This window comes from Novosphingobium sp. 9 (assembly GCF_025340265.1).
In the GTDB taxonomy this organism is placed as follows: domain Bacteria; phylum Pseudomonadota; class Alphaproteobacteria; order Sphingomonadales; family Sphingomonadaceae; genus Novosphingobium.
This window is the reverse complement of sequence record NZ_CP022707.1, coordinates 1,475,023-1,496,395: the sequence shown is the minus strand read 5'-3', so window position 1 is coordinate 1,496,395 and position 21,373 is coordinate 1,475,023. Positions and strand designations below refer to the sequence as shown.

Annotated in this window: 16 protein-coding genes and 2 pseudogenes; 9 read left to right on the top strand and 9 right to left on the bottom strand. The window is 66.4% G+C overall.

Translation table 11 applies throughout. The annotated features are described in order from the left end of the window. Positions 1–7: 7 nt before the first annotated feature. Positions 8–1,132, bottom strand: coding sequence for an LLM class flavin-dependent oxidoreductase (locus tag CI805_RS07515; protein ID WP_260927682.1), 1,125 nt, complete (start codon positions 1,130–1,132; stop codon positions 8–10). A 208-nt stretch (positions 1,133–1,340) separates the two neighbouring features. Between CI805_RS07515 and CI805_RS20850 the strand changes: the two genes are divergently transcribed. After that, complete coding sequence (locus CI805_RS20850) at positions 1,341–1,490, top strand: hypothetical protein (protein ID WP_313958552.1); 150 nt, start codon at positions 1,341–1,343, stop codon at positions 1,488–1,490. Continuing rightward, positions 1,457–2,170 carry an SDR family NAD(P)-dependent oxidoreductase gene (locus CI805_RS07510; protein ID WP_313958544.1) on the top strand — a complete coding sequence of 238 codons (714 nt, stop codon included), beginning with the start codon at positions 1,457–1,459 and terminating at the stop codon, positions 2,168–2,170. Before CI805_RS20850 ends, CI805_RS07510 begins: the two co-directional genes overlap by 34 nt. A 174-nt stretch (positions 2,171–2,344) precedes the next feature. Here CI805_RS07510 and CI805_RS07505 read toward each other — a convergent pair. Next, positions 2,345–3,192: pseudogene (locus tag CI805_RS07505) on the bottom strand (DODA-type extradiol aromatic ring-opening family dioxygenase). A 212-nt stretch (positions 3,193–3,404) separates the two neighbouring features. On the opposite strand from CI805_RS07505, the pseudogene CI805_RS07500 reads away from it, so the two are divergent. Next, positions 3,405–4,720: pseudogene (locus CI805_RS07500) on the top strand (MFS transporter). A 49-nt stretch (positions 4,721–4,769) separates the two neighbouring features. Here the strand turns inward: CI805_RS07500 and CI805_RS07495 are convergent. Further along, entirely contained in the window at positions 4,770–5,579 is an 810-nt protein-coding gene (locus CI805_RS07495) for a ribokinase (protein ID WP_260927681.1), read from the bottom strand. 314 nt (positions 5,580–5,893) lie between these two features. Between CI805_RS07495 and CI805_RS07490 the strand changes: the two genes are divergently transcribed. The 3 genes from CI805_RS07490 (at position 5,894) to CI805_RS07480 (ending at position 9,154) form a co-directional block, all read left to right on the top strand. After that, positions 5,894–7,132: an aromatic ring-hydroxylating oxygenase subunit alpha gene (locus CI805_RS07490; protein ID WP_260927680.1), complete on the top strand. Its 1,239-nt coding sequence runs from the start codon at positions 5,894–5,896 to the stop codon at positions 7,130–7,132. Beyond that, positions 7,129–8,145, top strand: a complete 1,017-nt coding sequence (locus CI805_RS07485; RefSeq protein WP_260927678.1) for a helix-turn-helix domain-containing protein — start codon at positions 7,129–7,131, stop codon at positions 8,143–8,145. Before CI805_RS07490 ends, CI805_RS07485 begins: the two co-directional genes overlap by 4 nt. A gap of 187 nt (positions 8,146–8,332) precedes the next feature. Next, positions 8,333–9,154 (top strand): prephenate dehydrogenase, encoded by an 822-nt coding sequence (locus CI805_RS07480; protein ID WP_260927676.1) that lies wholly within the window; start codon positions 8,333–8,335, stop codon positions 9,152–9,154. On the opposite strand, the gene CI805_RS07475 is transcribed toward CI805_RS07480, so the two are convergent. Continuing rightward, positions 9,148–9,993 (bottom strand): TauD/TfdA dioxygenase family protein, encoded by an 846-nt coding sequence (locus CI805_RS07475; protein ID WP_260927674.1) that lies wholly within the window; start codon positions 9,991–9,993, stop codon positions 9,148–9,150. The genes CI805_RS07480 and CI805_RS07475 overlap by 7 nt on opposite strands. A 214-nt stretch (positions 9,994–10,207) precedes the next feature. Here CI805_RS07475 and CI805_RS07470 point away from each other — a divergent pair, with 214 nt between their 5' ends. Both CI805_RS07470 and CI805_RS07465 read left to right on the top strand, forming a co-directional pair. Beyond that, positions 10,208–11,758: a carboxylesterase/lipase family protein gene (locus tag CI805_RS07470; protein ID WP_260927672.1), complete on the top strand. Its 1,551-nt coding sequence runs from the start codon at positions 10,208–10,210 to the stop codon at positions 11,756–11,758. Between the two features lie 101 nt (positions 11,759–11,859). Further along, positions 11,860–14,082, top strand: coding sequence for a glycoside hydrolase family 3 C-terminal domain-containing protein (locus tag CI805_RS07465; protein WP_260927670.1), 2,223 nt, complete (start codon positions 11,860–11,862; stop codon positions 14,080–14,082). 183 nt (positions 14,083–14,265) lie between these two features. Here the strand turns inward: CI805_RS07465 and CI805_RS07460 are convergent, their stop codons facing one another. From CI805_RS07460 to CI805_RS07440, 5 genes are read right to left on the bottom strand one after another with little or no spacing between them, the layout of a single operon-like run. Continuing rightward, on the bottom strand, positions 14,266–14,736 hold the full coding sequence (locus CI805_RS07460; protein ID WP_260927669.1) for a DeoR/GlpR family DNA-binding transcription regulator: 471 nt from the start codon (positions 14,734–14,736) through the stop codon (positions 14,266–14,268). Then, entirely contained in the window at positions 14,736–15,059 is a 324-nt protein-coding gene (locus CI805_RS07455) for a DeoR family transcriptional regulator (protein WP_260927668.1), read from the bottom strand. The genes CI805_RS07460 and CI805_RS07455 overlap by 1 nt, the downstream gene beginning before the upstream one ends. Further along, positions 15,056–16,360, bottom strand: a complete 1,305-nt coding sequence (locus CI805_RS07450) for an MFS transporter (protein WP_260927667.1) — start codon at positions 16,358–16,360, stop codon at positions 15,056–15,058. Before CI805_RS07450 ends, CI805_RS07455 begins: the two co-directional genes overlap by 4 nt. Then, a complete protein-coding gene (lldD, locus tag CI805_RS07445; protein ID WP_260927666.1) occupies positions 16,357–17,508 on the bottom strand; it encodes an FMN-dependent L-lactate dehydrogenase LldD in 1,152 nt (383 codons plus the stop codon). The genes CI805_RS07450 and lldD overlap by 4 nt, the downstream gene beginning before the upstream one ends. Further along, positions 17,505–18,941, bottom strand: coding sequence for an FGGY-family carbohydrate kinase (locus tag CI805_RS07440; RefSeq protein ID WP_260927663.1), 1,437 nt, complete (start codon positions 18,939–18,941; stop codon positions 17,505–17,507). The genes lldD and CI805_RS07440 overlap by 4 nt, the downstream gene beginning before the upstream one ends. 212 nt (positions 18,942–19,153) lie before the next feature. Here CI805_RS07440 and CI805_RS07435 point away from each other — a divergent pair, with 212 nt between their 5' ends. After that, complete coding sequence (locus CI805_RS07435) at positions 19,154–21,295, top strand: bifunctional rhamnulose-1-phosphate aldolase/short-chain dehydrogenase (protein ID WP_260927658.1); 2,142 nt, start codon at positions 19,154–19,156, stop codon at positions 21,293–21,295. The last annotated feature ends 78 nt before the right edge of the window (positions 21,296–21,373 follow it).

Below are 21,373 nucleotides of genomic sequence, written 5' to 3'. Positions count from 1 at the left end.
CTGTGCCTCAGCCGTGGCTCGGCACGTTGACGCGTCCGGGGAACCGCTCGCGCAGCACCGGGAGCACCTTTTCGCCGAAGATCGGAATGCCCGTGTGATAGTCCGGGAAAATCAGCATCAGGCCGTCGGTTTCCGCCTGCTCGAACAGTTCGGTGAGCTGCTCGATCACGCTTTCGGGCGTGCCGAGCGCCGCCGACGTCATGAAGGTGGAGCGCGCCTTGCGGGTGAAATCGTTCTCCTTGCCGATCTCGGCATCGAGGAAGCCGTAAGCGCGCATCATGCCATGCAGCGCCTCTTCGTCGAGTCCTTCGCGGAAGTGCCCGGCCTGTGCCTGCGCGGCCTCGTCGGTTTCGCCGAACACCACCGTCATCATCGAATAGGTCCGCACCGCGCGGCCCAGCTCGGCGGCATCGGCCTTGGCGGCACGGCTCGCCTCGCCCAGGGACTTCGCATCGGCGCCCGACAGGAAGATCGCGTCCATCTCCTTGGAGGTGAAGCGCATGCCCTTCTTCGAGGAACCGGCGCAGACGAGGAACGGGCGCTTTTCAGGCTTGGGCCAGGAATGGCAGTCTTCCAGCTGGAAGTACTTGCCGTTCATCGTCACCGAATCCTCGGTCCACAGCCGCTTGATCGCGCTGATCCATTCCTGCGCGAGGTCGTAACGGCCATCATGGTCGACATCGTCGGGCCAGGCGCCCATCTGCGAGAACTCGCCTTTGTACGATCCGGTCACGACATTGAGGCCCGCACGCCCCTTCGACACCTGATCGAGCGTCGCCATCATCTTGGCGACGACGGCGGGGTTCTGGAGGATGGTGTGGATCGTGGTCCAGACCTTCACCTTGCTGGTCACTTCGGCCAGCGCCGCCATCAGCACCACCGGATCGAGCGAATGCTCCCAGTGCTGGGTCTCGCCGCCGTAGCCGCGAAACTTCGACATCGACATCACGAAGTCCAGCCCGGCTGCCTCGGCCAGCACCGCACACTGGCGGTTGTAGGCATAGGAGCCGTCCAGTTCGGGCTTGTTTTTCGAGAGAATCCAGCCTCCGTTGGCGACCGGCAGGAAGATGCCAAGATCCTTGCCGCCGTGGTCGGACGGCATCCCGAAGGGGGTCTGTTCAAACTGGGTCATCGTGATCTCCCTCGGGGCATCCGGCTTTCTGGTCTGACAGCATAAGCCTTCGCAGGCGCGCTTCTTGACTCGAAACGCCCGTTCTGTTGCGCAAGGCCTTGTTGCACCATGCGCCCGTCTACAACAAATGCAGGCGGATGAGGCAAGATCGCACGCATTCGCTCGCCTAGCCTTTTGCACGACAAGCTCGTCACGGGAGACACGTTTCATGACCACCTGGCTCATCACCGGCATCGGCAACGGCCTTGGCCGCGAACTGGCGAAGGCAGCGCTCGCGCGCGGCGATACCGTCGTCGGCACCAGCCGCCGCAGCGAGGATGCCGAATTCCTCGCCCTCGCCCCGGCCGCGCGCATCTGATCGCGCTGGACCTCAAGGACGAGGCCGCCATCATCGCCGCCATCGCCGAAGCCGAAGCTCTGACCGGCGGCATCGACGTGCTGGTCAACAACGCGGGCTACGGCATGCTCGGCGCGATCGAGGAAGTCTCGCTGGAGGAGGCGCAGGCGCTGTTCGACGTCAATGTCTTCGCGCCCTTGCGGGTGATCCGCGCGGCCCTGCCCGCGATGCGGGCGCGCAAGGCGGGACATATCATCAATGTCACCTCGGTCAGCGGCCATGCGCCCTGGGCGGGCACCGGTATTTACGGCGCCAGCAAGTATGCTTTCGAATGCATCGGTCAGACTTTGGCGCAGGAGGTCGGCCCGCTCGGCATCAAGGTGATGAACGTCGCCCCCGGCGGCCTGCGTACCGACTTCGCGGCGGGCGGGCTTGCCCTTTCGGAAGCGGTGATCCCCGATTACGACGAAACCGCCCATGTCGCGCGTCGGATGCTGACCGCAGGCGCGGGGCAGGAAAAGGGCGATCCGGTCCGCGCCGCCGCCGCGATCCTGAAGGCGCTCGACGCACCCGAGCCGCCGCTGCATCTGTTCCTGGGTGCGGACGCGCTGCACTATGCCGAAGACCAGCACGCCTTCGTGGGCCAGCAGATGGCGGACTGGAAGGACGTCTCGCTCTCGATCGCGTTCGAGGAGGCCTGAACGCTCTTTCCTTGCCTCCCCATGTCGTCATTGCCGCCTTCGCAGGGATGACGACGGTCAGGGCATAACAAAAAGAAGGCCCGCCGCCGACCGGGAGGAGTACCGGACGGCGGCGGGCCTTTCAGCATGCCGGTCACGCGCGCTTCCATCTGCGAAGCGCGCGTGACCGGCGGTTCAGCCGAAGCGATAGGCGGAGACATCCGCCATCATGACGTTATCGGTGAAGACGCGCGTGCCCACCTCTCCGGCACCGGCGCCCACCGCCACCATCAGCGGCAGCAGGTGTTCCTCGCGCGGGTGCGAGGCGCGACCGGCGGGAGCTTCCGCCCAGCGGGCCAGCATGGTCTCGCGCTGCTCGGGCGAAGAGGTCAGCGTATCGGTCAGCCAGGCATCGAAGATCGCCGAGGGCTGCTTGGCCGCAGGCGTGCGGAACGCGCGCATGTTGTGGAAGCTCATGCCCGAGCCGACGATCATCACGCCTTCCTCGCGCAGGGCCGCCAGCGCCTTGCCTGCCGCGATATGCTCTGCCGGATCGAGGTCGGACTTGAGCGAGAGGGTGACGACCGGGATCGAGGCTTCCGGCTCGATCAGCAGGAACGGCACGAACACGCCGTGGTCATAGCCGCGTGCCGGGTCGATCTTCACCGGCAGCCCGGCGTCCGCCAGCAATCCGGCGACACGGTTCGCCAGTTCTGGCGCGCCCGGTGCCGGGTACTTCAACTCGTAGGTATGCGGCGGGAAGCCGTAGTAATCGTAGATCATCCCGGCGTCTCGGCGGTGGAGACGGTGAACACCGCCTCTTCCCAGTGGCCCGAGATGATCAGGAACGCCTTGGGCCGCTCGGGCAGCGTGTCGAGCAAACCGCGCAGCCACGCGGCCGTCTTGTCCCAGGTGTCGGCAGGGCCTCCCATGACCGACCAGTCCATGAAGAAGCAGGGGCCGCCACCGTGCGGAATGAAGAAGCTGGGCATCTTGGTTACGGTCTGGGTTGCAGCGGTGTCGCTCGCCGTATCGACGGTCATGGCAATGTCGTCCTGTCGCTTGGATTGAAAGGCGCGAGGCATGTCGCGCCGACCCGTTCTGTCTACGCCCGGATTTTCGGCAAACAGGCGCTCCGGCGCAAGTCCCATGACTTGATCGTGCGCGCTCGAAAACTTGGAAAACCGAGGAATCGCTTGGGATAACGGCCCTTCCCGGCATTTAATCATGGTCAAGGACACGCAGGAGACCTGCCATGACATCACGCCCCGCCAGCCGCGCCTCTTCGGCCCCCGCTTCGGCCCCCACTTCGGCCAACGCCACCAAAGTCGCGATCGCTGCCACTGTCGGCAATACCGTATGCCTGACCGCCGCCATCAGCGCGACCTTCGGCACGTTCCTCGTGCCGATCGCGCAGGACTTCGGCTGGCCGCGCGCGCAGGTTTCCGGCACGCTGGGCCTGATCGCGCTAGTCTCCGCCGTCGCCTATCCGCTGATCGGCCGCGCGATCGACCGCATCGGCGCGAGGCCCCTGCTGATCGGCGGCAACCTTGCACTGGGCGTGCTGATTTTGCTGCTCTCGCGCGTCCCGGCGAACACCACGCTGTTCTACCTCCAGTTCGCGCTGATGGGCCTTGCCGGTGCGACCTGCGCGACGCCGATGATCTCGAAGGTCGTCTCCAACTGGTTCGACGGACGGCGTGGCCTGATGCTCGGCCTCACCGCAGGGCTTGGCAATGGCCTCGGCGCCACCCTGCTGCCGATCGTCGCGGGCATCCTGCTGCCGATGATCGGCTGGCGCGATACGTATGCGGTGCTCGGCCTGATCGTGCTGGCGCTGGGGGCGCCTGTCCTGATCGCCTTCCTGCGCGATGCCCCGAAGGCACCATCGACAGCGAAAGCCCGGCGACTCCGGCCACCGGCATGTCCTTGCGAGAGGCGGCAGGCACGCCGCGCTTCTGGATCATGCTGATCGCGGTTGCAGCCGGGGCGGGAGGCATGACCGCCGTGTTCACCCACGTCGTGCCGATGATGACCGATCGCGGCTTTGGCCTTGCCGAAGCGACCGGCGTGATCGCGATCTTCGCGCTCGTCACCGCCAGCTGGCAGATCGTCACCGGCGCCCTGCTCGACAAGGTGCGCAGCCCGCTGCTGATCGTGCCGATGTTCGCCTCGGCCATCGCCGGGCTGCTGCTGCTGGAATTCGGCAAGGGCATGATGGAGACGAGCGCGGCAGGCGTGCTGCTGGGCATCGGCATGGGCGCCGAATATGCCGCTCTGCCCTACTTCGCCTCGCGCTACTTCGGGCTGCGCAGCTATGGCACCATCATCGGCGCGATGTATTCCGCCGTCATCATCGCGCAGGGAGCAACGCCCGCGCTGATGGACATGAGCTTCGATGCCAGCGGCTCCTACGCCCATTCCGCCCTCGCCATCTGCGGCGTGCTCGGCGCGGCGATGCTGCTGCTGTTTTTCCTCCCCGGCCTGGGTAAAGTGGCAGCCCGCGAAGAGCCTTCCAATGCCCGCGAGCTTGACATGAGCAACCGCCTCGCGCTCGCCGCCAGCGCCTGAAGAGAGCTGCCCTTGCGCGAGAGGTTAGCCTCCCGCGCAAGGGCTGGCCTCACCCCACCAGCGCGTCCACGTCCGCGCGTATTGGCATCGAGGGCGCCGCGCCCTTGCAGCCCACCGAAAGCGATGCCGCCGCGTTGGCGTAACGCAGCGCCGCTTCCATTCCGATCCCCAGATCGATGCACGCGGCCAGCACGCCGCAGAAGCAGTCTCCCGCACCGCTGGTATCGACCACTTCGGGCGCTGCGAAGGCCGGTGCGAACACGATATCCTCGTGCGTCACCAGCGCGCTGCCGCCTGCCCCCAGTGTCACCACCACCGACTGACCGGCGCGGGTCAGCAACCGCCGCACCACGTCCAGATCCTCGACACCCTGCGGTTCGCTGTCTAGGCCGAGGAAGTCCGCGCACTCGCTCTGGTTGACGATCAGCACGTCGACCAGCGGGAACAGCCGCGCGGCCTCCGGCACCGCTGGCGCGGCGTTGAGAATCCGCGTGAGGCCCGCCGCGCGATCGCTGGCGAACAATCGCTCCATCTCGGCGATGTCCACTTCGTTCTGGGCCAGCAGCACACGCGTTTCGGCGTCGATCGCCTGCCATGCCGCTTCGGGCCGAGCGCGCAGGTTAGCGCCGGGCACGACGGCGATCATGTTCTCACCCGCCGGTTCGATCAGGATCGTCGCCCGCCCGCTCGGCACGTCGGCAAGCACATCGAGCGCGGAGACATCGACACCCTCGGCCACCAGCGCAGCCCGGAGCATCGCGCCTTCGGCATCGTCACCGATCGCTCCTGCCATGCGCGTCCCGGCCCCGAAGCGCGCGGCGGCCACCGCCTGATTGAGCCCCTTGCCACCCACCGCCATATCGGCCCCGGTGGTCAGCAGCGTCTGCCCCAGGCCATTCGCGCGGGCAGGCGCAGCGCCGTATCGTGGTTGAGCGATCCGAAGACGACGACACTCATGCAGGCACTCTCCCGTTGGAAACGATGGTTCATCTCTGCCATCGGCGCGCCCCGCAAGGCTTGATCTCCAGTGCCGTTTTGCTTGGCGCCGTTCGCCGGGCGGGAGGCGCACGCGGGCAAGTTTGGGGGTCCAGCCGATCAAGACCGCAAGCCCGCTTCACGATAGCATCCGGGTCATAGGATCAAGCCGACACGGCACCACAAGGGACTTTCGCCATGACCTCAGCAACCAACGGCGGCCGCATGCCAAACAGTTTCTTCGATTCGCTCGCCGCTTCGGCGCAGGAGATCGATACCGCCTGCACCCTGCCGCCGGAGTGCTACACCGGCGCCGATTTCTACGAGTTCGAAAAGGACGCGCTCTATATGCGCGAGTGGCTGTGCGTGGGCCGCGAATCGTTCATCCCCAATCCGGGCGACTTCTTCACCACCAGCATGGTGGGCGAGCCGGTGATCGTCTCGCGCACGCAGGCCGGAGAGATCGCGGCGATGTCCGCCGTGTGCCAGCACCGCGCGATGCTGGTGGCCGAAGGCAGCGGCAATGCCCGTGGCTTCCTGTGCCCCTACCACCACTGGAGCTATGCACTCGACGGTCGCCTCGTCGCCGCGCCCGCGATGAGCAAGACCTGCAATTTCGACAAGGCCGCCAACAGCCTGCCGCGCTTCAAGGTGGAACTGTGGCTGGGCTTCATCTTCATCAACTTCGACCAGAACGCCGCCCCGCTCGCGCCGCGCCTTGCCGACGTGGAAAAGGCCATCGCCGGATACGATCTCGCCAATGCGGAAGGCCCCCGCCCCGGCCCTGCGGATGTCCATCCGTGGAACTGGAAGGTGATGTTCGAGAACAACAACGACGGTTATCATGCCAGCCGCCTGCACGCCGGGCCGCTGCATGACTTCGTGCCTTCGGGCAAGGCCGAGTTCCCCGAGAGCGATCCCGCCGATGCCGGGTTCCTGCGCTACAACGGCACGCTCCACAAGGACGCCAGCTTCAATGCCACCCAGCGCGCGGTGCTGCCGGTGTTCCCCGGCCTGTCGGAAGAAGCGCGCAACCGCTTCACCTTCGCCAACGTGCCGCCCTCGCTCAGCCTCGTCATGACCAGCGACATGGTGATCTACCTGATCCTGCGCCCCAACGGCCCGGAATCGCTGGAGATGGACACCGGCCTGCTGTTCGCCCCCGGCGCGATGGCGGACCCCACGTTCGAGCACAAGCTCGACATGAACATGCGCGCCACCTCGCACATCATCGCGCAGGATTTCCACGTCGACGAGCTGGTACAGGTCGGCCTGCGCTCGCGCTTCGCCCCGCGTGGCCGCTATTCCTGGCAGGAAGGCGCGCAAGTCCAGTTCAACAAGTGGCTGGTCAAGCGCTACCTCGAAGCGCGCGACGGCGGCTCGGCAACGCCAGCCCCGCTTCCGGTCGAACCGAAGGTCGGCGTGCTGGCAGGTTGAGCCCGTCCGGAGACGACAGCCGCCGGGTGACGGGTGAAAGCCCGGCCTGGCGGCTCGACACGACAGACCTTCCCGAACACGAGCGCACCGCCGCGTGGGTCGATGCGATGGCACGGCTGCGCCTGCCCTTGGTGCGCCCGCTGCAGGATGCACCGATGGCGGGGACTGTCACCGTGCTCCAGTCCCCCATCGGGCTGCACTTCGCCCGGCTGGAATCCGACGCCCTGACTATCGAAGGGCGATCCGAGCAGCAGGCCGAAGGCTTGTGGCTGGCGGTCGTGCTGGAAGGCGAGGCTCAGCTTTCCGGTCCGGGCATCGCGCTGGAGATCGGCCCCGCGCAGCTTGTGCTCGGCGTCAACCGCGTGGCGTCCAGCCTTTCGTTTTCAGACCGTTACCGCCTGCTCCTCGTGCAGTTTCCCGCCATTGCCGTAGCCCCGCGCCTGCTCGCCCCGCCCGGCGCCCCCCTGCTGGGAATAGATGCGAGCCTCGGCAGCGCGGCGGTGTTCCGCGCGATGCTGGCCGCCGTGGGCGAGCGGCTCGACGATCTCGACGCCGAAGCGCTGCGCCCGATCGAATTGTCCGCGATCGAGTTCCTCGTCGCCACCCTGGCCGCACAGGGCGGGCAGCAGGCGCGCGGCGGCGCGGACGGCGCGCGTGCGGCGCTGCTCCAGCGCATCCTGCAACGCCTCGAAACGCTGCTTGGCCAGAGCGACCTGACGATGAGCGCGCTGGCGCAGGATGCCGGGATTTCGCCGCGCTATCTGCGGCGGCTGCTCTCCGCGCAGGATCTGAACTTCGCGCAAGTGCTGCGCGAGCGGCGGCTGGCGCGGTGCCATGCCGATCTTATCAGCCCGCTGCATGCCCAGCTCTCGGTTTCCGAAATCGCCTTTCGCTGGGGCTTCAACGATGCCGCGCACTTCTCGCGCGCGTTCCGCTCCCGCTATGGCCTGAGCCCGCGCGAGCACCGGCGCGGCGGCGCGGGCGGGGGCGGGGGCGGGCGGAGCGCGGATTGACAGGGCCTGCGCCGCAGATTACCCAAACGGCATGGCAAGCACCCTTCCTTTCGTGAAGTCCTATTACCGCCGCTGATCGGCGGTGGGTTCCTTGTCATCCTTCAACCGCCGCGTGACCGGCGGTTGACCTTTCCAGAAAGATGATCTCCCGGCCCGCGCGACGCTCTTTTCCAGAGGTCATAGCATCATGCCGAGTTCGCCTTCTCCCTCACGCGCCCGCCCCACTCTCGGCCTGTTCGGCTATGGCGCGTTCGGTCGCCTGATCGCCACTCATCTTCGCAACCATTGCGACTTGCGCATCGTCGATCCGGCGAACCCGCAAGCCTCTCCGCAAGAAGCCGCCGCCTGCGACGTGGTGATCCTCGCCGTGCCGGTCCGCGCCATTGGCGAGGTATGTCGCACGATCGCCCCGCACTTGCGCCCCGGTACGCTGGTGGTCGATGTAGGCTCGGTGAAAGTGCTTCCCGCCGAGGCGATGCTGCGTGAACTGCCTGCGCATGTCGACGTACTGGCGACCCATCCGCTGTTCGGCCCGCAGAGCGCGCGGGAGGGTCTTGCCGGCCATCGCATCGTGCTGTGCCCGCTGCGGGGCCGTCGGCATGGGCGCATCGCCGCGTTCCTGCGCCGGGTGCTGGGGTTGCGCACGCTACTCTCGACACCGGAGGCACACGACCGCGAGATGGCGATGACGCAAGGCCTCGTCCACCTGATCGCAGGGGCCTTCGCGCGGCTCGATCTGGCGCCGGGGCGCTTCTCCACCCGCAGCTTCGACCTGCTGGCGGAAGCAAGCGCGATGGTCTGCGGCGACGCGCCCGATGTTGCCCGTGCCATAGCCTGCGACAATCCCTTTGCCCATGCCGCGCGCGAGGCCTTCCTCACAGCGCTTGTCGAACATGCCGACGATCTCGCCGCCCCAGACAGACGAAGGCCGGACAGCATCCCGCTACCCGGCCTTCATTTTCGTGCGATCCCCAAGGGCTTCTCGCCCTCAGTCCATAAGGCTCAGTAGGGCTTGTCGCCCTTCACCCACAGGCGGTGCATGGTGCGGTAATACTTGGTGTCGTCGAAGCCGGTGCCGGTGTGCAGCGTGCAGCGGTTGTCCCACATCAGCACGTCGCCGACCTGCCAGTCATGCGTGTAGACGAACTTGTCCTGCGTGCCGAACTCGACCAGTTCGTCGAGCAGCGCCAGATCCTCGGGATCGTCCTGACCGATGATCTTCTTGACGGTGCCGGTCGAGACCCACAGCGCCTTGCGGCCGTCTGCCGGGTGCGTGCGGATCAGCGGGTGGATCACGTCGGGGTTCTCGGCCAGCAGTTCGGGCGTCAGTTCCATCTTGGCTTCGAGGCGATGCACCATGAAGTGCTCCCAGCTGTGATGCAGGGTCAGCTTCTGGAGTTCTTCCTGACGCTCCGCCGGAAGCGCGTCATAGGCCGCGACCATGTCCGCCAGCATCGTCTGGCCGCCTTCCTCGGGCACTTCCACGCTGTAGAGCATGGTGCACATCACCGGTTCTTCCTTGTAGGAATAGTCGGTGTGCCAGCCCACGCCATCGCGGTGACTGCCGATGCGGTTCGAGAGGATGTAGATCTTCTCGAACCCGTCCATCACGAAAGCCTTGTTCGTGTGATCCTCGGCCTCGCCGAACATCGAGACGAAACGCACCAGGTCGCCCGGTTCCATCGACTGGCCGCGCAGCAGGATCGCACCCGAATGATGGAACTCGTCGACCACGGCTTTCAGCGTATCCTCGTCGGCGCTGGCGAGATCGACGTCATGGATCACCGCACCGAAATTGATATCGTCGCGGAAAGGCGTTGTGCGAAGGCGCGGGAGGGTATCGGTCATGGCGGTCCATTCCTTACTGCATCTATGCCGCATGGTCTAAGCCAGAGCGCCCCTGCCCGTCTTGTTTCCATCGGCCCGAGGTCTTGACCGTTCGCGTCCCGTGAAATGTCTCGATGACACGCAATGCAAGACTGGCGGCGCGAGCGATCAAGACGAACGCGACGGCGCACCGCCATTGTTACAGCGTCACAGTCCTGTTCCGAAAGGTGCCGCCTTGCCCTTCCGCCCGCTTTGCCTTGCCCTGTTCGCCGCGCTCGGCCTCTCCGCGATCCCCGCCCATGCCACCCCCGACTCACCGGCAGTAAAGATCGCGCAAGGCACGCTCTCCGGGCTTTCCGGCGAGGGCATCGAGAGCTTTCGCGGCATTCCCTATGCCGCGCCGCCGGTGGGCGACCTGCGCTGGCGCGCGCCGCAGCCCGCCGCCGGCTGGAGCGGCACGCGCGATGCCACCCACTTCGGCGACGACTGCATGCAGGACCTGGCGCACAACCACCTGCCCGCAGGCCACGACTACAAGGCCAGCGAGGACTGTCTCTATCTGAACGTCTGGCGCCCTGCCGGCGTCCGCAAAAGCGCGAAGCCGCTGCCGGTGATGGTGTGGATCTACGGCGGCGCCTTTATCATGGGATCAGGCTCGATGCCGGTCTACGACGGCTCGGCATTGGCGCGGCAGGGCGTGATCGTGGTGACGCTGAACTATCGCCTCGCCCGCTTCGGCGTGTTCGCAACGCCAGCGCTCTGCGCGCAACATCCGGGCGAGGCCTGCGGCAACTACTGGCTGATGGACCAGATCGCCGCGCTCCAATGGGTGAAGCGCAATATCGCAGCGTTCGGTGGCGATCCCGCCAAGGTGACGATCTTCGGCGAGTCCGCTGGCGCCGTCGCCGTCTCGACCCTGATGGCGGTGCCGCCTGCACACGGCCTGTTCCAGCGCGCGATCGCCGAGTCCGGCTCGCCGCGCCGTTGGCTCCCGCCGCTGGCGGTGGCGGAAAAGCAGGATCTTGCATGGGCAAAGAGCAAGGGCGTGACCTCCGACAATCCCGCCGCCTTGCGCGCCCTTCCCGCCGAAACGGTGCTCGACGCGCCGGTCACGCAAGTCCGCGAACCGATGATCGACGGCAAGCTCATAACCGAAGCGCCAGCGATCGCGTTCGCGCAGGGGCGTTCCGCAAAGGTGCCCCTGCTGATCGGCGCCAACGACTGGGAGGAAAGCCTGCTGCGCTGGATGCCCGGCATTGCCGAAGCCAAGCTCAAGAGCCTTGGGCCCGATGCCGACAGGGCGCTGGCGCTCTACGATGTGGCGACTGTCGGCCAGGACAAGGCGATGACGCGGATGTGGGGCGATGCCGCGATGGTCGAGCCTGCCCGCGCCACTGCCCGCCTTTCCGCAGCAGCAGGCAATCCCACCTACCTCTACCGCTTCGCCTACGTGCCCGAGGCGCAGCGCAGCGTGCGCCCCGGCGTCGGCCACAGCGACGAGATCGAGTTCGTGTTCGATACGCCGACCGACGCCTCCAAGCCCGGCTGGACCGCCGGGGACGAGGCCACCGCGAAGCTCACCTCCGCCTATTGGGTCGCCTTCGCGCGCACCGGCAATCCCAATCATGCAGGCGCGCCGCAATGGCCGCGCTTCACTGTTTCCGATTCCGCACAGATCGCGTTCACCAACACTGGCCCGAAAGTTCTCAAGGACTTCGAGAAGCAGCGCCTCGATTTTCTTGAAGCGCACGCCGCCAGCGGTGATCCCTACGCAACGCAAAAATAGCCGACCGGCAATTCCCTTTCGCGCAGAGTCCGTTATGCATCGCGGTGCAACAACCGCGTGGCCATAAAGGCGCGCTACAACAATCGATTGAGAGGTTCGTCATGCACCGCCGTCTTGCATCTACGTTGTCCGTTTCGCTGGGCGCCATCGCGCTTGTCCTCACCGCTGCCGCCGCGCAGGCCAAAGGCAGCGAGGCCCCGCTTGCCGCCGCCGAGGCGAAGGCCGACAAGACGCTCGCGCAGATGACGCCTGCAGAAAAGACGGTGCTGACGCATGGCATCATGGCGCTTCCGCTCGGCCCCACTCTGCCGACGCTGCCCGAAGGCGCGATCTGGGGCGCGGGCTTCATCCACGGCATTCCGCGTCTGGGCGTCCCCGCGCTGACCGAGACCGACGCCAGCCTCGGCGTCGCCTACGTCATGGGCATGCGCAAGGACGGCGCCACCGGCCTGCCCTCGGGCCTGTCGATGGCGTCGAGCTGGAATCCCGAAGCGCTGCGCAAGAGCGGCGCAATGATCGGTTCGGAAGCACGCGCCAAGGGCTTCAACGTGCTGCTGGCAGGCGGCGCCAACCTGATGCGCGACCCCCGCGCGGGCCGTACCTTCGAGTACTTCTCGGAAGATCCGCTGCTGACCGGCGATCTCGTCGGCGCGGCAATCGGCGGCATCCAGTCGAACCACATCATCTCGACGATCAAGCACTTTGCGCTCAACGGACAGGAGACGGGCCGCAAGTTCGTCAGTTCGCAGATCAGCGATCCCGCCGCGCGCGAAAGCGACCTGCTGGCTTTCCAGATCGGCATCGAGAAGGGCCAGCCGCTCGCCGTGATGTGCGCCTATAACAAGGTGAACGGCGCCAGTGCGTGCGACAACGACTACCTGCTGAACACGGTGCTGAAGAAGGACTGGGGCTACAAGGGCTTCGTCATGTCGGACTGGGGCGCGGTACCCTCGCTGGAAACCGCGATCCACGGGCTGGACCAGCAATCGGGCGAGCAGCTCGACAAGCAGGTGTGGCTGGACAAGCCGCTGGCCGCAGCCGCCGCGAAAGACCCGGCATGGGCGGCGCGCCTCGATGACATGAACCGCCGCGTGCTCACCTCGATCTATGCGGCAGGGCTCGACGCCAATCCCGCCAAGCCCGGCGGCGCCATCGACTTCGAGGCTGATGCCAAGATTTCGGGCGACATCGCCCGACAGGGCATCGTCCTGCTGCGCAACGAAGGCGGCGCGCTGCCGCTGGCAGCCTCGGCCAAGCGCATCGCGGTGATCGGCGGCTATGCCAATGCCGGGGTGCTGACCGGCGGCGGCTCCAGTCAGGTCCACGGCAAGGATGGCCCGGTCGTCACGATCCAGAGCGGCGAGCACACCGGCTTCGATGCCCTGATCGCACCGACATGGCAGCCTTCCTCGCCGATGCAGGCGATCAAGGCGCTCGCCCCCGGCGCCACCGTCACCTACCGCAGCGGCGACGTGATCGCCGATGCCGTGGCGCAGGCGAAGAAGGCCAACGTGGCGATCGTGTTCGCCGTGAAGCCGTCCTCCGAGGGCTTCGATCAGGCCGACCTTTCGCTGCCTTACGGTCAGGACGAACTGATCGCTGCCGTCACCGCTGCCAACCCGCACACCATCGTCGTGCTGGAAACCGGCAACCCGGTGGCAATGCCCTGGCTCGACAAGACCGCTGCGGTGATGGAGGCATGGTTCCCCGGCGCGCGCGGCGGCGAGGCGATTGCCGATGTGCTGTTCGGCAAGGTCAACCCTTCGGGCCACCTGCCGATCACCTTCCCCAAGAGCGTCGATCAGTTGCCGCGCCCGGTGCTGGACGGCTATAACGAGTTCGAGCCCAATTTCGCGGGCGATCCGCCAACGCCCGACGCCAGGATCACCGCTGACTACAACATCGAAGGCTCGGACGTCGGCTATCGCTGGTTCGCGCGCAAGGGCGAAGCACCGCTGTTCCCGTTCGGCTTCGGCCTGTCCTACACCACCTTTGCCTCGACGGGTCTGAAGACCGACGGCAAGACGGCCAGCTTCACACTGTCCAACACCGGCAAGGTTCAGGGTGCGACCGTGGGCCAGCTCTACATGGTCTCGCAGGCCGGGACGCCCCGCCAGCGCCTCGTCGGGTTCCAGCGGGTCGACCTTGCGCCCGGCGCCTCGCAGAAGGTGAGCGTCACCATCGACCCGCGCCTGCTGGCCGAATGGAAGGACGGCGGCTGGACGATCGCGGCGGGCGACTACACTTTCGCGCTGGGTTCGGACGCACAGCATCTGGGCCAGCCGGTGAAGGTCCACCTCTCGGCGCGCAGCTGGAAGGACTGAGGACTTAGAGCCGATCGAGATTCAGATGATGACAAGCCGAAAATGGTGATTTTTCGAGACCCGGAGCGCAGCGTACTTCTTGTACGTGAGCACCGGAAGCTCGGGGAATCGCCATTTGCAGGCCGTCAGGGCTGAATGTCGATCGGCTCTAGGGGGAGCGCACCCTGCGCTTCCCCATTCCCCTTACGGCGCGACGATCACGCGCACGCCGTCACCGCGCAGGCGCGCCAGCGTTTCCGGTTCGATCCCGGCATCGGTGATGACCAGATCCACCTCGTCCAGCCCGCAGACGATCGCGCCCGAGGAATTGCGGAACTTCGAGCTGTCGACCAGCAGGATCACTTCCTCCGCCCGGTCCATGAAGCGGCGTTCGGCGGCGACGAGGATCACGTCGTGCTGCATCACGCCTTGCGGGCCGACCGCCGCCGCGCCCATGAACAGGCGCGGGGCATGGAAGCGCGGCATCGAATCCTCGCCCGCAGGTGCCAGCACGATGTTCTGCTCGCGAAACACCGTGCCCGAGGGCAGCAGCACCCGCGTATCGATCTGCGGCAGCAGCGCATCGACGATGTGCAGCGAGTTGGTCAGCACCTGAAGGCCCAGCCCCGCCAGATGCGGGCACATCTGCAGCGTGGTGGTGCCGCCATCGATCATCACCCCTCGCCCGGCGAGCACAGCGCTGCCGCCGCGCGGCCGATCGCCTGCTTGGCGGGCAGGTGCTGGGTGATCGACTGGATGAAGGGCGTGCCGCGCAGGGCATCGCCCTTCCCCTCGCCCTGCTCGTCCTCGGGCAGCTTGGCGCCGCCGTGGACGCGCAGGATGCGGCCATCGTTCTCCAACCGCGAAAGATCGCGCCGGATCGTCGCCGGAGAGGCTGCCAACCGCGCTTCGAGGTCGCGATAGCTGACGAAGCCGGTGGCGGCCATGGCCTCCAGGATCAGCCTCTCGCGTTCCTCGGCATGCATTGCGTAGCTCACTCCACTCCGGTTCCGTAGGCGGCGGGACGATGCACCGTGGCGGCGCCTTCGCCGCTGGCGGCACGTTCGGCCTCCAGCTGTTCGAGCGACTTGCCCTCGTTGCGCGGCGCCCACAACATGCCGACAATCCCGCTGACCGCAAGGAAGCCCGTAAGGATCCACGCCAGCTCGGTAAAGTCGTTTGCCGCCAGCGCAGGAACGGCAAGGCTCCACAAGCCAAGGCCGATGCGCACGATCGCGAAGGACAGCCCTTGCGCGGTCGAGCGGATGGCGGTGGGGAACAGCTCGGCGCTCCACAGCTGGAAGAAGCTCTGCGCGCCGAAGCCTCCGGCAATGCCCATGATGACGATATGCGCGATCACCACTTCCAGCTTGAAGCCGAACACCGCCAGCAGCGCCATGCCGATCACATGCATCACTGCCGAAATGCCGAACAGCTTGCGCTGGTCCACCTTGTCGGCCAGCGGCATGAACACGAACAGGATCGAGAGCATGCCGATGAAGAAGTAGCTGGCCGGCAGCACCGTCGCGGCCCACGCTGGCAGATGGTTCTGCTCGATCAGGTAGGGCGTGAAGAAACCGTTGTAGCCCGCCCACAGGTTCCACATGCCGTACATCACGACGAGGTACATCACGGCGGACAGGTGCTTTGGCGTCAGCACCGCGCTCCAGCCCGGCATTTTCGCGCCGGTCTGCGCCGCGCTGCTCGCCTGCTCGGTCCAGCGCTCGGACTCCTTCATCTGCGAGCGCAGGAAAGTGAGCGCCACGGCCAGCACCAGCAGATGGATGAACAGCCAGCGCACGCCGTCGATACCGAAGGGCTTGAGGAAATAGGCCGCCAGCAGCACCGCGACCGGCCCCAGATACCACAGGATCTGCGCGACACCCGAATGCGCGCCGCGCTTGTCGTCAGGAGCGCGCTCGGCGATCAGCGACCAGCTGGCAGGAATGTCCGCGCCCACCGCCAGCCCGACCAGCAGAAAGCCGACGATGATCATCCACGCCGCCGAGGCAAAGACCAGGAACAGCATGCCGAACGCATAGAACAGCATATCGTACTGGTAGATCTTCTTGCGGCCGAACAGATCGCACAACCGCCCGCCGATCAGCGCGCCGACGCCCGCCGAAATGGCGTTGGCGGAAAAGGCGCCGATCAGGCCGATGAAGCTGTCGGTCAGGTGGTACTGTTCCTTCCACAGCGCCAGCGCGACCGATCCCGAGACGATGGACCCGGCATCGATATAGTTGGCCAGCCCGGCAAGGATCGTGTCCCGCCAGCTATTGTGCTCTCCCGCACTCATTGGTTCTCTCCCGCAAGGTTCGTTCTGTTTATATCTTCGATGCGCGTGCAGCCGGTCAGCGCCATGGCGACGCGCATTTCCGCCTCGATGATCGAGAGCGCCTTTGTCACGCCCGCCTCACCGCCCGCGCCCAGCGCATAGACCCACGCGCGGCCCAGCAGCACGCCCTTCGCGCCCAGCGCCAGCATCCGCACCACGTCGAGGCCGGAGCGGATGCCGCCATCGGCCAGCACCGTCAGCCGGTCTCCCACCGCATCGGCAATGGGCGGCAGCGCCCGCGCGCTCGACAGCACGCCGTCAAGCTGGCGCCCGCCATGGTTCGAAACGACGATGCCGTCCGCACCCAGCTCTGCGGCTTCCTTCGCATCCTCAGGGTCGAGAATGCCCTTGATGACCAGCGGGCCTTTCCATTCGGAGCGGATGAAATCGAGATCGCGCCAGTTGATCGAGGGATCGAAGTTCTCGCGCATCCACTTGAAGAAGTCCTCGATCCCGGTGTTGCCCTTCAGGACCGGGGCGACATTGCCCAGCGTATGCGGGCGCCCGTGGATGCCCACGTCCCACGCCCAGCCCGGCCGGGCCATGGCCTGCGCCACGCGCCAGGCCGCGCCCTTGAGACCGCCCGATCCGGCAAGCCCTGTGTGGTAATCGCGATAGCGGCTGCCCGGCACCGGCATGTCGACGGTGAACACCAGCGTCGAACATCCCGCTTCGACGGCCTTGGCCATCAGTTCCTTCATGAACACGCGATCACGGATCATGTAGAGCTGGAACCAGAACGGACGGCTGGCGGCTTCGGCCACTTCGCCGATGTCGCAGGCGCCCACCGTGGACAGCGTGAACGGCACGCCCGCCTTGTCCGCTGCGCGCACCGCCTGCTTCTCGCCGCGCCGGGCGTTGAGGCCCGCCAGCCCGATGGGGGCCAGCGCCAGGGGCAGGCGCCAGTCCTGACCGAACAGGTTCGTCGACAGGTCGATGTTCGACACGTCGCGCAGCACCCGCTGACGCAGCGCGAGCCCGGCAAGGTCCGAGACGTTGCGGCGCAGCGTCTCCTCGGCATAAGAGCCGCCGTCGATATATTCGAACAGGAAGCGCGGCAGGCGACGGCGCGCGGCCTCGCGGAAATCGGCAATCGAGGCGGTGATCACGCGGCGGCCTCCTGCGCGACGTGCGTGCGCCACTTCCGACGGTAGCCTTCGAGATCGCCTTCCAGCGGCTCGACCAGCGTCAGCCCGCCGCTGGGTTTGAGCAGCGGATTGATAAGCCGCAGCGCGCCGAACGAGACGTCATTGTGCGCGTTGGCGACATAGACGTCGGTGCTGGGTCGCAGCGCCGCCAGCGCGCGCACGAAGACCTGCGCCTCGGCAAAGCGCCCCTCCACCAGCAGGCGCTCCTTCGAGCCGATCAGGTCGAGCATCGTATCCGCCACCAGCGCGGCGTAGAGGCAGATCGCGGCGCGGCGGGCGTACCATGTCCCGGCCCATTCCGCCGGACGATCGAGCCATGTGCCTTTCCCGTTCGGGAACGGTCCGAAACCGGGGGCGAGTGTCGGCAACATCATCGTGCCGCGTGCCAGCAGGCCCGGAACCGCCTCCATCAGCAACGGCTGGTCGGGCTTGATATCGACCCGGCGGGTATCGATCTGGATCACCGATTCGATCTCGCGCCCGCCCATGAAGCGCGCAGAAGGCACCGGCCAGCCATAGGCATCGACATTAACCAGCGTGTCGCGCCCGGCAGGCAGCGAGGCCATCGAGAAATTCTCGTTCGGCAGGCGCATGCCGATGAACCAGGTGCCGGTCGACAGGATCGTCGCTTCCTTGCGTGCGATATGCTGGAAACCGCGCGCCGCCAGCAGCGCCGCGTTGGAATCGTGCAGCCCCGCCAGCACGCTGACCTCGCCGCCCAGCCCGGTCATCAACGCGAGTTCGGGACGCAGCGTGCCCACCACTTCGCTAGCCTTGACCACCGGCGCGAACCGGCGCGCATAGCCAAGCCGCTGCGCCATCGGCGAAAAGCGCGCCTCTCCCGGCGACCACAGATCGGTGTGACAGCCAAGGCTGGTCACTTCGCTGACCGCCGTGCCCGACAGGAACCAGGCCCAGTACTGCGCCCAGGGCACCAGCGTCGCCTCGGCCATCGCTTCGGGATAAGCCTGATCCATCCAGTAGACCTGCGCGCCAAGATTGAGCCCGTCCGGCAGGGCGGGCGAGCCGGTCACGGCGAAGGCGTCGCGCTCCTCGCGATAAGCGGACATGACCTCTGGCGGGATCGGCTGCTCGTAATCGAACGGCGCGAACAGCGCCCCCTGCATGCCGGAAGCGTCGGTTCCCAGCGCCACCACGCCCGCGCCATGCGCCACCGGCACGATCGCCTCGATCGGATTGCCGCGCAGCGCCGCCAGACACTCGCGCAGCCACGCGCCGATCCCGTCGATGTCGAGACGGCGGATGCCGCCCTCCTCCCGCACTTCGTTGGGGCGCACCATGCGCTCGGTCATATGCCCTTCGCGCGTCCAGCATGTGACCTTGCTGAGCGTCTTGCCGATGTCGACGACGATGGTGGTGCCTGACCTGCTCATGGCGATTCGCAAACCTCTCCAATGTGTCTCAACGGCCGTATTTCGGCCTGCCGAGCGGGATTTCCCTTATGCAGGCTCGCCTGCATTGATGACTTATAGCCCGCGCGGCACAGCCGTGCATGACAATTTATGATCGCAATTCGTGATTGCTATTGATTGCTTTCTATCGGATACGATTGCTCAAGCAAAGCACAAATGTTAGAGAGGAGCCCATGAACACCATCACCGAAACCCGCCCAAGTTCGGCCGGAAACCCCGGAAATCCGGCCAACGCGATTCCCTTTGCCGTGCCGACCAGCCGCTGGGACGAATCGGTTGCGGCAACGCTCTCACCCGAAGCGCTGCTGCTCTACCGCTCGAACCTGCTGGGCTCGGATCTCACCGTCACCAACTTCGGCGGCGGCAATACCTCCGCCAAGCTGACCGAGACCGATCCGCTTACCGGCAACCCGGTGGAAGTGCTGTGGGTGAAGGGTTCGGGCGGCGATATCGGCTCGATGAAGCTCGATGGTTTCGCCACGCTCTATCAGGACAAGCTGCTCGGCCTCGAAGCGCACTATTCCGGGCCGGACGATGACGACAAGATGGTCGGCTTCCTGCCGCACTGCACGTTCAACCTGAACGGTCGCGCCGCCTCGATCGACACCCCGCTGCACTCGCTGCTGCCCTTCGCCCATGTCGACCACGTCCATCCCGACGCGATCATCGCGCTGGCCGCGAGTTCCGGCGGCGAAGCGGCGACGCAGGCGATCTGGGGCGGCAAGATCGGCTGGCTGCCGTGGAAGCGCCCCGGCTACACGCTGGGCGTGATGCTGCGCGATTACGTTGCCGCCAACCCGCACCTCGAAGGCGTGATGCTGGCCGGACACGGCATCATCTGCTGGGCCGACAGCGCCAAGGCCTGCTACGAGCACACCGTCGAGCTGATCGCGGACGCCGCGAAATACCTCAATGCCCGTCTCGAAACCGCGCCCGCATTCGGCGGTGCGATCCACCAGACCTCTCCGGATCGCGCAGCCCTTGCTGCCGACCTTATGCCGCGCCTCCGGTCCCAGATGACCGGCGCGCGGCGTAAGGTCGGCCATTTTTCGGACGATTCCGAGGCGCTGGAGTTCGTCAATTCGGCCGAGTTCCTGAAGCTGGCGGACCTTGGCACATCGTGCCCCGATCACTTCCTGCGCACCAAGATCGCGCCGCTCACCCTCGATCCCGAGCGGCTTCAGGACGATGCCTATCTGGCGCAGAAGGTCGCCGATTACCGCGCGATGTACGCAGCCTATTACGAGCGCTGCAAGCGCGACAATTCGCCGGCGATGCGCGATCCGAACCCGATCGTCGTCCTCGTTCCCGGCATCGGCCGCATGACCTTCGCCACCGACAAGACCACCGCGCGCCTTGCGGGAGAATTCTACGGTAACGCCATCAACGTGATGCGCGGTGCCGAGGCCATCGGTGACTACATCGCGCTCGACGAGCAGGAAGCCTTCGATATCGAATACTGGCTGCTCGAAGAGGCCAAGCTCCAGCGCATGCCCAAGCCCAAGCCGCTGGTCGGGCGCATCGCCCTCGTCACCGGTGGCGCGGGCGGGATCGGCGCGGCAACTGCCGCTCGCCTGCTCACCGACGGCGCCTGCGTGATGCTGGCCGACCGCGACGCCAACGCCGTGGAGGAAGTTCGCGCCGGGTTCGCCAAGCAGTATGGCCGCGATGTCGTGCGCGCCGTCACCTGCGACGTGACCGACGAGGCGCAGGTCGCCAATGCCTTCGCCGCTGCCGCGCGCGAATTCGGCGGGCTCGACATCCTTGTCGCCAATGCCGGGATCGCCTCTTCCGCGCCGCTGGAAGAGACCACCATCGAGCTGTGGAACCGCAACTACAACGTGCTGGCCGAGGGTTATTTCCTCACCAGCCGCGCCGCCTGGCCGCTGCTGAAGGGCATGAAGGAACAGGGCGGCGCGTCGGTGGTGTTCATCGGCTCGAAGAACGGCGTGGCCGCAGCCACCAACGCCAGCGCCTATGCCTCGGCCAAGGCGGCGGCGAACCACCTCGCCCGCTGCCTCGCGCTGGAAGGCGCGCCTGCCGGTATCCGCGTCAACGTGGTCAATCCCGATGCCGTCATCCGTGGCAGCCGCATCTGGGATGGCGACTGGCGGAAGGAGCGCGCAGGCGCCCACGGCATCGATGCGGGCAAGGAACTGGAAGAGCACTATCGCCAGCGCTCGATGTTGAAGCGCGACGTGCTGCCCGAGGACATCGCCGAAGCCGTCTATTTCCTTGCGAGCGACATGTCGGCAAAGTCCACAGGCAACATGATCAACGTCGATGCGGGCAACGCGCAGGCTTTCACCCGCTGAGGACGCGCAGCGCTGACACCTGACGGGCGGGGCATGGCCGCAAGGCCGCCCCGCTCCACGGCCCAAAAAGAATACGGA